12 protein-coding genes and 1 pseudogene are annotated in these 11,170 nt (G+C 71.6%); 9 read left to right on the top strand and 4 right to left on the bottom strand.

The annotated features are described in order from the left end of the window. Positions 1-15 precede the first annotated feature (15 nt). The 3 genes and pseudogenes from Pflav_RS26390 (at position 16) to Pflav_RS26380 (ending at position 3,540) form a co-directional block, all read left to right on the top strand. The gene (locus Pflav_RS26390) at positions 16-1,398 is read left to right on the top strand and encodes an alkaline phosphatase family protein (RefSeq protein ID WP_173039054.1); all 1,383 of its coding nucleotides are present in this window, start codon (positions 16-18) and stop codon (positions 1,396-1,398) included. 43 nt (positions 1,399-1,441) lie between these two features. Further along, positions 1,442-2,511 (top strand): annotated as a pseudogene (locus Pflav_RS26385) (polyprenyl synthetase family protein). Positions 2,512-2,697: 186 nt separating this feature from the next. Further along, entirely contained in the window at positions 2,698-3,540 is an 843-nt protein-coding gene (locus tag Pflav_RS26380; protein ID WP_173039052.1) for a sulfotransferase family protein, read from the top strand. 63 nt (positions 3,541-3,603) lie between these two features. On the opposite strand, the gene Pflav_RS26375 is transcribed toward Pflav_RS26380, so the two are convergent. After that, entirely contained in the window at positions 3,604-4,482 is an 879-nt protein-coding gene (locus Pflav_RS26375; protein ID WP_173039050.1) for a hypothetical protein, read from the bottom strand. Between the two features lie 55 nt (positions 4,483-4,537). Here Pflav_RS26375 and Pflav_RS26370 point away from each other — a divergent pair, with 55 nt between their 5' ends. The 6 genes from Pflav_RS26370 to Pflav_RS26345 all read left to right on the top strand — a co-directional run bounded on the left by Pflav_RS26370 (position 4,538) and on the right by Pflav_RS26345 (position 9,123). After that, positions 4,538-4,858, top strand: coding sequence for a hypothetical protein (locus tag Pflav_RS26370; protein WP_173039049.1), 321 nt, complete (start codon positions 4,538-4,540; stop codon positions 4,856-4,858). 53 nt (positions 4,859-4,911) lie between these two features. Continuing rightward, positions 4,912-5,706, top strand: a complete 795-nt coding sequence (locus tag Pflav_RS26365; protein ID WP_173039048.1) for a hypothetical protein — start codon at positions 4,912-4,914, stop codon at positions 5,704-5,706. A 41-nt stretch (positions 5,707-5,747) separates the two neighbouring features. Then, on the top strand, positions 5,748-6,185 hold the full coding sequence (locus tag Pflav_RS26360) for a hypothetical protein (protein WP_173039047.1): 438 nt from the start codon (positions 5,748-5,750) through the stop codon (positions 6,183-6,185). A gap of 111 nt (positions 6,186-6,296) precedes the next feature. After that, on the top strand, positions 6,297-6,719 hold the full coding sequence (locus Pflav_RS26355) for a CBS domain-containing protein (RefSeq protein WP_173039046.1): 423 nt from the start codon (positions 6,297-6,299) through the stop codon (positions 6,717-6,719). Positions 6,720-6,738: 19 nt separating this feature from the next. Next, positions 6,739-7,179: a YbhB/YbcL family Raf kinase inhibitor-like protein gene (locus Pflav_RS26350; protein WP_197938750.1), complete on the top strand. Its 441-nt coding sequence runs from the start codon at positions 6,739-6,741 to the stop codon at positions 7,177-7,179. A 75-nt stretch (positions 7,180-7,254) separates the two neighbouring features. After that, the gene (locus tag Pflav_RS26345) at positions 7,255-9,123 is read left to right on the top strand and encodes a transketolase (RefSeq protein ID WP_173039044.1); all 1,869 of its coding nucleotides are present in this window, start codon (positions 7,255-7,257) and stop codon (positions 9,121-9,123) included. A gap of 75 nt (positions 9,124-9,198) precedes the next feature. Here Pflav_RS26345 and Pflav_RS26340 read toward each other — a convergent pair whose 3' ends face one another. The 3 genes from Pflav_RS26340 to Pflav_RS26330 form a co-directional block, all read right to left on the bottom strand. Then, positions 9,199-10,170: a CU044_5270 family protein gene (locus Pflav_RS26340; protein WP_173039043.1), complete on the bottom strand. Its 972-nt coding sequence runs from the start codon at positions 10,168-10,170 to the stop codon at positions 9,199-9,201. 14 nt (positions 10,171-10,184) lie between these two features. Then, positions 10,185-10,781: an RNA polymerase sigma factor gene (locus Pflav_RS26335; RefSeq protein WP_232071934.1), complete on the bottom strand. Its 597-nt coding sequence runs from the start codon at positions 10,779-10,781 to the stop codon at positions 10,185-10,187. Positions 10,782-10,905: 124 nt separating this feature from the next. Then, the gene (locus tag Pflav_RS26330; protein WP_173039041.1) at positions 10,906-11,151 is read right to left on the bottom strand and encodes a hypothetical protein; all 246 of its coding nucleotides are present in this window, start codon (positions 11,149-11,151) and stop codon (positions 10,906-10,908) included. Between the last annotated feature and the right edge of the window lie 19 nt (positions 11,152-11,170).

Genomic DNA, 11,170 nt, shown 5'->3' with positions numbered 1-11,170 from the left:
CGAGGAGGTATCAGCATGACGCCGCTGGTCGTCATCGACGTGGTGGGCCTGACACCCAGGCTGCTGGCACACATGCCACGGCTCAAAGCCGTGGCCGACGCCGGATTCCACGCCTCGCTCGGCACCGTGCTGCCAGCGGTCACGTGCACCGTGCAGTCCACGTTCCTGACCGGGGAGACGCCCGCCGGGCACGGCATCGTGGGCAACGGCTGGTACTTCCGTGACGTCGGCGACGTGCTGCTGTGGCGCCAGCACAACGCGCTCGTCGGCGGGGAGAAGCTGTGGCACGCGGCCCGTAAGGCGCAGCCCGGGTATACCGTGGCGAACGTCTGCTGGTGGTACGCGATGGGTGCGGACGTCAACTGGACGGTCACGCCGCGCCCCATCTACTACGCCGACGGGCGCAAGGAGCCGGACTGCTACACCGATCCGCCGGAGCTGCACGACGACCTGGTGGGTGCGCTGGGCAGCTTCCCGCTGTTCACGTACTGGGGCCCGGGCGCCGGCCTGCCCTCGTCGGCCTGGATCTGCAAGGCGGCCGAGAAGATCATGGCGGACCACAATCCGGACCTGACCCTCGTGTACGTGCCACACCTCGACTACGACCTCCAGCGCTTCGGCCCTTCCTCGACCCAGGCGGCCGCCGCCGCGACGGCCCTCGACGAGGTGCTCGGCCCGCTGCTCGACGCGGCCGCGGCACGGGAGGCCACTGTGGTGGCGCTCTCCGAGTACGGCATCACCGACGCCCGCCGCCCGGTCGACATCAACCGCATGCTGCGCGCCGAGGGTCTTCTGCGGGTGTACACACAGGACGGTATGGAGTACCTGGACCCGTGGACGTCGCGGGCCTTCGCGGTCGCCGACCACCAGATCGCCCACGTGTACGTGAAGGATCCGGCCGACATCCCGGCCGTCGCCAAGCTCTGCTCCACTCTGGACGGGGTCGCCGAGGTGCTGGACGAGGCGGGGAAGGCGGCGCACGGCCTCGACCACGAGCGCTCGGGCGAGCTGGTGCTCGTAGCCGAGTCAGATGCCTGGTTCACGTACTACTACTGGCTCGACGACGCCCACGCCCCCGACTTCGCGCGACTCGTCGAGATCCACCGCAAGCCTGGGTACGACCCGGCCGAGCTTTTGTTCGACCCGGCCGCGCCGGCTGCGGCCAAGCGGCGGGCGGCCAAGGCGCTGGCCCGCAAGAAGCTCGGCATGCGCTACATGATGAGCGTCGTCGGCTTGGACGCCGGGGCGAAGGCCGTGCGCGGGACCCACGGCCGCCTTCCGGCGCACCCCAACGACGCACCCGTGCTCATCTGCTCGGACCGCTCGGCCGCCCGCCCGCACCTCGCGGCGACGGAGGTCAAGCGCTTCCTGCTCGGCCTGGCAGGGCTGCGGTCATGAGCGGGCACGGCGAGCGACTTCCTGCGGCGAAGCGGGGACTGACGTGAGTGTCGAGGTCGTCCCCGAGTCGGAGCTGGACGGGTTGCGGAAGCGCTTCGACGCCGAGCTCGCGGCGTTCATCGACCGGCAGGACCCGGACTGGCCGGACGGCGCGCCCCGGGGCGTACTGGCGACGCTGCGGCGGTTCGTGCTCGCGGGCGGCAAGCGGCTGCGGCCGATGTTCTGCTACTGGGGCTGGCGCGGGGCCAGCGGCACGGACAGCCCGGAGGTGGTGGTGGCCGCCGCCGCGCTGGAGCTGTTCCACGCCTTCGCGCTGATCCACGACGACATCATGGACGGCAGCGACCGGCGCCGCGGCGAGCCTTCGGTGCACAAGGTCTTCGCCGAGCTGCACGCGAAGTCGATGTGGCGCGGCGACCCGGCATCGTTCGGCCGCAACACCGCCCTGCTCTGTGGCGACCTGTGCGCCGCGTGGGCCGACCAGATGTTCCACGAGTGTGGCCTGCCGCCCGAGCAGATCCACCACGGGTACGGCGTATTCGCCCACATGCGCACCGAGGTGATCGCCGGCCAGTACCTCGATCTCGTCTCCGGTGTCGGCGACGGCTCGGTGGCGAGCGCGCTCACGGTGATCCGGATGAAGGCAGCCCGGTACACCGTGACCCGGCCGCTCCAGATCGGCGCCGGCCTGGCCGGGGAGGGGCGGAGCTGCACACCGCGTACGCCGCGTTCGGCGACCCGCTCGGCGACGCGTTTCAGCTCCGCGACGATGTGCTGGGCGTCTTCGGCGATCCCGCGCTCACCGGCAAGTCCATCCTGGACGATCTGCGCGAGGGCAAGCCGACCGTCATGATGGCGCTGGCCCGCAGCGGCGCCGACCGGACACAGGCCGCCCGGCTGCGGGACCTCTTCGGCAACCCGGACCTCGACTCCGGCGGCGCCGAGGATCTGCGCGCGATCATCGTGGATACCGGTGCGCTGGAGCGGATCGAGCAGATGATCCGGGTACGGGCCGACGCTGCCGTTGCCGCCCTCGCCGAAGCCCCGATCCCCGCCGACGCCCGCGAGGCTCTGGTGGCACTTGCCGCATCGGCGATCAACAGGCAGCGCTGACACCGCCGTATGGCAGACTCTGAGCCGTCCGTACCGGGTGGTTCGGGAGGTGACCATGGCGCTACGAGCGGTAGCGGCGTGGCTGCGGGGCCAGCTCAATCCGGAGCTGGGCGCGGCGCGATCGGCCCGGATTGAGCCGGCATCCGGGGCCGAAGCGAGCGGAGCGAGCCAGCCAGCAGAGCTGTCATGAGCCGCCGTCCCGCGGTCGACACCGTGCGCCGAGCCGTGCGCAGCACCCGGGCGTGGGCTCGGTCGGTGGCCCCCGGCGCGCTGCCGGACTTCCTCGTGGTCGGCGCCCAGCGGTGCGGCACCACCTCGCTGCACCAGTACCTCGCCGAGCACCCGCAGGTGCGCGCAGCGGCCGGCAAGGAGATCCAGTTCTTCAGCATCCACTATGGACGCGGTGAGCGCTGGTACCGGGGTCACTTCCCGGCGCCCATGGCCGGGCGGCTGAGCTTCGAGGCGAGCCCGTACTACCTCTTCCACCCGCGCGCGGCCGAGCGGGCGGCGGCCACGCTGCCGTACGGGAGGTACATCGCGCTGCTGCGCGACCCGGTGGAGCGGGCCTACTCGCACTACCTACAGACCCGGTCGTCCGGTGTGGAGCCGCTCAATTTCGCCGAGGCGATTGCGGCCGAGCACGACCGGCTGGCGTGGGCCCTGCGCGCCGGCCCGGACAGCCGGGCCGCGCACACGGTGCTGCGACGGTACTCGTACACGGCGCGCGGGCGGTACGCCGAGCAGCTGGAGCGGTGGTTCCGGCACGTGCCACGCCAGCAGGTCATGGTCGTGCGCAGCGAGGACTTCTACGCCGACCCCGCGTCGACGTACGCGGAGCTGCTGGAGTTTCTCGACCTGGAGCCGTTTCTGCCGCCCCGGTTCGCCCAGCACACGCGGCGGGTGGAGCGGGGCGGGCCACCGGCGGAGGTGGCCCGGGCACTGCGCGACTACTTCGTGCCGTACAACGCGCGGCTCGCCGAGCTGCTGGGCTGGCGCGACCCCTGGCCCGCTTCCGGCGGGTCCGACTGACAGCGGGGCCCGGCGGGTCTCCGTGGGCCCGCCGACCGCCCACCAAGACCCGCCGGCAGTCCGCTAACGGTTGAGCAGATCGGCGCAGTCCGTCTCGTCCGGCAGCAGCGGGCGGATGATGACCGTCCACTTGCGACCACCGGAGGCCCACGGCGTCGCCGCGTTGGCCTTTTCCGCGGCGGCCAGCACCTTGGCGGTGTCGTCACCGGTGACCGTCACGCACCCGGTCTCCAGGCCCTTGCCGATCGACGTGCCGGGCAGTGCCGGCCCCGGCCAGGCGACCTCCGGCTGCTCCTTGATGCCCGGGGCTCCCTCGGGCGCGACGTACGGCGTGGCGACCGCGGCCAGCGCCACCGGCTTGTACTGCTGCTCCGATCCAGAGCTGACGCCGAGCGTGCCGTGCAGGTCGCGGACGGCCGCCTGGAGGTCGCGCAGCTTGGTGCGGGCCGCGACCTGGTCGGCGGTGAGGCCACTGCCGGTGCCGCCGGTCTCGTCCAGCGCATACACCTCCGTGGTCGCCGGGCCGTCCGCGGTGTCGACGGTGAAGCGGGTGGACGGCGCGTCGGCGATCGGCGGCTGTCCCAGGTCTTTGGCTGTGCCGACGCCGGCGTCCGTGGCCCGCGCGACGAGCTTGTCCAGGTCCGCGGCCGAGATCTGGATCACTTGAAGGTTGGGCAGCGCCGGACCCGGGTAGATCGTGAGCTGGGGACCCTGGACGATCGCCCGGCCGTCGCCGTAGATCGCCACGACCGGTAGCCGTGCGACTCCGTCACCGGGAGTGGTGAAGCCGCCGGTGTGGTCGATCCGCAACGCGATGGCGTCCGCCGGACGCTGGGCCGGCGCGTCGGCCGGTAACGTGCTGTCACCGCCCTCCTGGGCGCACGCGACCAGCAGGAATAGGGATGCGGCGGCCGCCGCGCGGAAGCCAGGTGCGATCGTCATCTCCATCTGACGGCACTTCGGCGTGTCCGGTTCCCGGCTGCGATAACGTGTATGGATGTCCGACGCCGCGCCCGCCCGCCGCGTGCGGGGTCGGCTGCGCGGACGTCTGGCCGCGGGCCTCGCGTTCCTGGCCGTGCTGGCCGTGCCCGGATCCGTCCACGCCGCGCCCCCGCCTGACGTGTCGACGCCGGTGGGCGTCTGTGTCGAGGTGGGACTGTCCACAGAGATCGATGCGGCGGCCGTGGTCGAGACCTCCGTGCCCGTGGCCGCCGAGCCGCGGGCCGCCCAGGCGCCGGTGCCCGCCGAGCGGGTCACCGCCGACAGCGCCGATCGGTCGGCGCAGGGCCAGCGCGCCCCGCCCCAGCTCGTGCGCTGACCCCGGCACAACCTCCTCCCGTACCCCTCCGATCCGTGGGTGAGGTGTTTCCCGTGAAGATCGATTTCCATGGCCTCCTGCTGGACATGCGCGGCGCCGCTTTGATCTGGCTGGCGCTCGTCACCGTGGGCGCTGTGCCGTTCGTGGCGATGGCCATCTCCGCCCGGCGCCGGTGGCGCCGGACCCGGCCTGAGCAGCGGGTCAGGGCGCGACGCGAGTCACTCGCCGCGCGACAGGCCGAGCTGCGGCGGTACGCGGAGGAGGTGGCCGTCGCGGCGAGCCGTGCGGCGGTGACGGCGGAGCGGCGGCGCGCCGCGTGGGCCGCGGTGTGCCGCACTCAACAGGCGGCGTGGCGGGCGTACGACGAGGCGGCTGAGGCGGCACTGCGCTCCATACAGGCGGAGGCCTTCGGCATTCCGGATCCACCATCCACAGTGGATGAGGTAGCGGTACGCCGCCGCTACCTGGAGCGTGCCGCCGCGGCCGCGTACCGCCGAGGAGACCTTGCGGCGGAAGAGTTCGGCGCCGTGCTCGCCGGGCGCGACGGCTGGGACCCGCGGCGCCACCCGTTCGAGCAGGACACCCGGTTGAGCGTGGCCCGCCGCGACCGCCTGCGCCGCGCGTGCGAGACACTGTCTGAAGTGGAGAGTTCGGCGTGGCAGGCGGCGGAGGTCGCGGTGGCCGCCAAGCGGAGCCTCGACACAGAGGCACTCTCGGCCGCACTCCGCGTACGCGAGGCGGCCAGCGCTCGCCGTACCCGCCCGGCCCGCCGTTCGGTGCGCGGCGTCCGCCCGATGCCCGCCTGGGAGGCGGACACCGCTCCCATCCCACGCGTCGTCCTCACCTGACTGGGGCACCGCCGGCTGGCGGTCTCTGGTTGGATCCGTCCATGGCTTTGCGGATGGACGGCGAATGGCACGTCGGTGACGGACCTGACGACCTCGACGCGTTCCTGGAGGAGATCGGCGCCGAGGGGTATGACGTGCACGAGATCCGGCACTCGGCCTGCGGGCAGTGCGGCGCCGGCGTGTTCGGCGTCTCCGGCGACCCGGTGGAGGGCACGATGCGCCGCACCTGTCGCCAGTGCGAGGCGGAGCACTTCGTGGCGGGCAGCGGCGAGTACTGGTCCGAGGACGACGTCCAGGTCATGGTCTGCGTCTGCGAGGAGGAGGGCTTCGACGTCGCGGTCGGCTATTCGCTGTACCCGAATGGCAAGGGCATCCGCTCGCTGGCCACGGCCGAGCGCTGCGTCGCCTGCGGAAAGATCGGCTCGTTCACGCGCTGGATGGTCCGCGGCGGCGAGATGGAGCTGCTCGACCTCGCCTGATCCGACTGCCCGCGGACGCACCGGCCCTCGCCATCCCCCGGCGGAGCGGGTTTCACCGAGCCTCGCACGGGTAGGCCGTCAGGAGACTGAAGTCTTTTGGAGGTGCGACTAATGGCGGAGAAGGTCCGCGAGCTCATGACGCCGCATCCGGTCACGCTGGCGCCCGACGCCTCGCTCGCCGCGGCGGCCAAGCAGATGCGCGCGAAGGACATCGGAGACGTGCTGGTAGTCGGCGGCGACGGGCGGTTGCGCGGCATCGTCACCGACCGGGACATCATCGTCCGTGTCCTGGCCGAGGAGCGGGACGTGAGCTCGACCACAATCGGTGAGATTTGCAGTCCGGACCTGGCGGTGATCGGCCCGGACGACGACTCCGACCAGGCCGTCCAGATGATGCGCCAGCGGGCGGTACGCCGCATTCCGGTCGTGGATCGCGGCGAGCTGGTCGGTGTGCTGTCCCTCGGCGACATGGCCATCGAGCGGGACCCGCGGTCAGCGCTGGCGGACATCAGCGTCGCTCACGAGAACATCTGAGGTGGCCGTGTCAGGTCTCATGCTGCGTAGTACCGCGTTCAACGACCACGATCTGATGCCCGACCGCATGTCCCGATCCGGGGACAACAGCTCGCCGCCGCTGGAGTGGTCCGCCGCGCCCGGTGGTACGGCGGAGCTCGTGCTGCTCTGCGAGGACGCGGACGCTGGGGAGGAGCCGTTCCTGCACTGGCTGGTCACCGGGATCGACCCGGAGGTCAGCGAGGTGGGCGAGGGCCTGGTCCCCGCGCACGGCACGGAGTGGACCAACGGGTTCGGCAGCACCGGTTGGGCTGGTCCGCAGCCGCCGATCGGGGACGAGCCGCACCGGTACTTCTTCCACGTGTACGCCGTCCGGGAGCCGCTGGACCTGCCGGACCGGCCGGGCGTCACCGACGTACGGCGGGCCATAGGGCGGAAGGAGCTGGCCTCTGGCACGCTGGTGGGCATGTTCGCCCGTTGACCGGCGTGGATGACTTCGTGACGTAGCCGGTCGCACACGGGTTTGGCCGCCCGGCGTACGGGTAGGCGCGGGGTTATGGCTGTTACTGGGACGAACCTCGAGGCTCGGCCGGACGTGGGCTGGATGACCGAGCTGGGCCAGCAGCTGCGGGTCGACGCCGTACGCGCCGCCGCGGCCGCCGGCTCGGGACATCCGACCTCGTCGATGTCGGCGGCGGACCTGATGTCGGTGCTGCTGACCCGCTACCTGCGGTACGACGTGGCACGGCCGGACGACCCGCACAACGACCACCTGCTGTTCTCCAAGGGGCATGCCTCGCCGCTGCTGTACGCGATGCTCCGCGCCACCGGCGCGATCGACTTCGACGAGCTGATGACGTACCGGCGGCTGGGCAGCCGGCTGGAAGGGCATCCGACGCCACGGCTGCCCTGGGTGGAAGTGGCCACCGGGTCGCTGGGGCAGGGCCTGCCGGTCGGCGTCGGGCTGGGTTTGACCGGCGCGCGGCTGGACCGCCTGCCGTACCACGTCTGGGTCCTGTGCGGTGACAGTGAGCTTGCCGAGGGCTCGATCTGGGAGGCGTTCGAGCAGGCGGGGACCGCGGGCCTGGACAACCTGACCGCGGTCGTCGATGTCAACCGGCTGGGCCAGCGCGGGCCGACCCGGCACGAGTGGGACCTGGACGCGTACTCGCGGCGGATCAGCGCCTTCGGATGGCGGGTCATCGAGGTGGACGGGCACGACATCGCGGACGTCGACCGGGCGTTCGCGCAGGCTCTCTCCACCACCGGCCGCCCGCAGGCGATCCTGGCCCGTACACGCAAGGGGCGTGGTGTCGCAGCGGTGGAGGATCAGGAGGGCTTTCACGGCAAGCCGGTGCCGGACGCGGAAGAGGCGGTGCGGGAGCTTGGCGGCGTGCGCGACCTGACGGTACAGGTGACGCAACCGGACCGTTCCGGTACGCCGAACCGGTTCCCCGATGGGAATCTGGACTTGCCCACCTATCAAGTGGGGGAGAAGGCCGCGACACGCACCGCGTTCGGGAAGGCGCTTGTCGCGCTCGGCGGCGCCCGGGGCGACGTCGTGGCGCTGGACGGCGAGGTGGCCGACTCGACACGCACCGAGTACTTCGCCGCGAAGTACCCGGAGCGGTTCTTCGAGTGCTACATCGCCGAGCAGCAGATGATTTCCGCGGCCACCGCGATGCAGGCCCGCGGCTGGGTGCCGTACGCGGCAACGTTCGCCGCGTTCATGACCCGCGCATTCGACTTCATCCGCATGGCCGCGGTCAGCCGAGCGAACCTGCGGCTGTGCGGCTCGCACGTCGGGGTGGCGATCGGGCAGGACGGGCCGTCGCAGATGGGTCTGGAAGACCTGGCGATGCTGCGGGCGGTGCACGGCAGCACCGTGCTGTGCCCCTGCGACGCCAACCAGACCGCCCAGCTGACGGTCGCGATGGCGGACCGGAAGGGGATCAGCTACATGCGTACCAACCGGGGCGACACCCCGGTGATCTACGCGCCCGGCGAACGGTTTCCGATCGGCGGCAGCCGCGTCCTGCGCGAGTCGACCGCCGACAAGGTGGCCATCGTGGCCGCCGGTGTGACCGTGCACCAGGCTCTGGCGGCCGCCGACCGTCTTGCCACCGAAGGCATCCAGGCCCGGGTTATCGACGCGTACTCGGTCAAGCCGATCGACGCTGACACGCTGCGCGCGGCGGCGCGGGACACCGGCCGCATCGTCACCGTGGAGGACCACTGGCCGGAGGGCGGCCTCGGCGACGCGGTGCTCGACGTGTGGGCTGACGGCACTGAGCCACCGCCGCGGGTACACAAGCTGGCGGTCCGGTCGATGCCCGCCTCGGCGAAGCCGGACGAGCAGCTGCGCGCGGCCGGCATCGACGCCGACGCCATCGTCGCCGCGGCCCGCGCGATGATCGGCGGTTGAGAACGCAGGCACGAGGCCCCGGTCGGGCAGCGCGTGATCGAGCGCTGTCCTGCCGGGAGCCTCGTCCTATGTGGTTCAGGGAAGCTGTTTGATCTTGTCGACGAACGCGGTGCGTTTGATGGCCATGCTGTGCTGGATCTCGCCCGTGGCGTCGACCAAGTTGTAGCCGAGGTAGCGGTAGGTCTGCGGGTCGAAGATGAGCTCGATCCGCGTGCCGCCCTCGGCGCGGGCCACCGCGACGCCGGTGCGGCCGGCCGCGTCCGTGACGCGTTCGAGGACCTGCACGCCGCCGATCCGCTGGGCCGCCTGAAGCGCTGCCGCCTGGGCAGCCGGGTTGCCGTAGCTTAGCGGGATCACCGTCTTCGTGAGCCGGTCGAACGCCCGCTGGTCGGGGGTATCCCCGGGAAGGCGGGCGTTTTCGGGGTCCTCGCGATAAAGGTAGGCCAGCATCCCCTCAGGATCGGTGGACAGCACCGGCGGCGTGCCCCCAATGTCGAGCGTGCCCTCGGTCGGTATCGGCGTCGGAGGCCGGTACTTGGGAGCGCCGAGATTGGCCCATTTGCCGTAGAAGGGGGGCAGCATCTTGAAGTACCCGTCGTTCCGGGCGGGATCAACCGGCCACCAGGTGTATTTCAGCTGCGGCCCTTCCAGGCGCCGTTGAGGCTCGCGGCCGGGCTCTAGGATGCGGCCGACCCGCATGAAGTCGACAGTCTCCATGAAGACGAACTTGTCGTCGCGGGCCGGTGCCGGCAGGGCCGCCGAGGTCTGTGCCGCCAACCGCAGGACGCTGGCCGCGTCGCTCGTCTCGCCGGCGTTCGGTGGCGGATCGTCGGCCCGGTGCAGGTTCGGCGCGAGCAGTACGGCGAACGCGACAACACCGGCGCCCACCGCGCCAAGTCGCCAGGCGAGTCTGGTCCTGACCGCCAGCCGTGGGCGGCGGCGCTCGCGTGCGGCGGTCAGCACCCGGCGGCGCAGGTCGGGCGGCGGCTGGATGTCGCCGGCCGCGGGTGGAGCCAAAGCCTCGCCGAGGTCGTGGAGCATTTTCATGGGTTCCTCCCGGTTCACAGATCGTTGCCGTCGGTGGAATCGGCGGTCGGATCAGTCCCGCCGAGGGCCGCTCGCACCCGTTGCCGGGCACGGTGCAGCCGGCTGCGTACCGTGCCGATAGGGATGTCCAGCGCGATGGCGGCTTCGTCGTAGCCCAGCTCGCCCCACGCGATGATCAGCAGCACCTCCCGGTCGCCGCGGGGGAGGCCGGCGAGCGCGGCGGCCAGCTGGGGTGCGACTCCGGCCGCGGCGACGCGGGCGGCCACCCGGTCCGCCGGGCTTGGGGTGGCCGCATCGGGTGCGGCCCGCGCCAGCGCCCGCAACCTTGCCTTTTCGGAACGGTGATGGCGGGCCAGCTTCTTGGTGAGGATGCCGAACAGCCACGGCCGCGCCTCCGGACGACCGGGATCGTAGGACCGCCTCGCCTCGAACGCGGCCAGGAACGTCTCGGCCACTACGTCTTCCGCGTTCTGCGGCCCGACCCGCTGGTAGGCATAGCGGTACAACTGAGCCGCGTAGCGGTCGTACAGCTCGGCAAACCGATCCGGATCCGCCAGAGACTCCCGGATCACGTTCGCGTCTGGCATGACGCCGGTCTCCTGTGCCGTCACTCGACCTCCCCCGCGATCTGACACTGTCACCTGTGTATTGCCACTGCGCGCCTACCCGGTTCGCGGACACGGTTGCGCCCCGCCCAGATGACTGGACGGGGCGGCCTTGGTGTTTGGAAGTCGGTCAGCGTGCCAGATTCACGGCCGGTACCGGCGCGGGCTGCTGTCCGGGCGCCGACGGCTGGCGCGCGGCGAGAACGAACGCCACCGCCATCACGAGTGCGGTGATCAGGCCGCTCGGGTTGCCCGTGCTGGCGAAGAAGATCGCGAAGATCGACGCGCCGACGAGCACCGTCAGCCACCAGGGCTGCGCGCGGGCGATCAGCAGGCCGATGGTGAGCACGATGCTGCCGCCGATCAGTCCGACCATGTACAGCAGGAAGAACGGT

Origin of the sequence: Phytohabitans flavus, from assembly GCF_011764545.1 — a bacterium.
GTDB lineage: Bacteria > Actinomycetota > Actinomycetes > Mycobacteriales > Micromonosporaceae > Phytohabitans > Phytohabitans flavus.
Note: the sequence above shows the minus strand (reverse complement) of the source record. Positions and strands in the feature narration are given on the sequence as shown.

Bases quoted from the DNA above. Each gene is read 5' to 3' on its own strand.
- Pflav_RS26390 (WP_173039054.1), top strand. From the start codon at position 16: ATGACGCCGCTGGTCGTCATCGACGTGGTGGGCCTGACACCCAGGCTG.
- Pflav_RS26355 (WP_173039046.1), top strand. From the start codon at position 6,297: ATGGCGGAGAAGGTCCGCGAGCTCATGACGCCGCATCCGGTCACGCTG.
- Pflav_RS26380 (WP_173039052.1), top strand. From the start codon at position 2,698: ATGAGCCGCCGTCCCGCGGTCGACACCGTGCGCCGAGCCGTGCGCAGC.
- Pflav_RS26370 (WP_173039049.1), top strand. From the start codon at position 4,538: ATGTCCGACGCCGCGCCCGCCCGCCGCGTGCGGGGTCGGCTGCGCGGA.
- Pflav_RS26345 (WP_173039044.1), top strand. From the start codon at position 7,255: ATGGCTGTTACTGGGACGAACCTCGAGGCTCGGCCGGACGTGGGCTGG.
- Pflav_RS26330 (WP_173039041.1), bottom strand. From the start codon at position 11,151: ATGGTCGGACTGATCGGCGGCAGCATCGTGCTCACCATCGGCCTGCTG.
- Pflav_RS26340 (WP_173039043.1), bottom strand. From the start codon at position 10,170: ATGAAAATGCTCCACGACCTCGGCGAGGCTTTGGCTCCACCCGCGGCC.
- Pflav_RS26350 (WP_197938750.1), top strand. From the start codon at position 6,739: ATGCTGCGTAGTACCGCGTTCAACGACCACGATCTGATGCCCGACCGC.
- Pflav_RS26375 (WP_173039050.1), bottom strand. From the start codon at position 4,482: ATGACGATCGCACCTGGCTTCCGCGCGGCGGCCGCCGCATCCCTATTC.
- Pflav_RS26360 (WP_173039047.1), top strand. From the start codon at position 5,748: ATGGCTTTGCGGATGGACGGCGAATGGCACGTCGGTGACGGACCTGAC.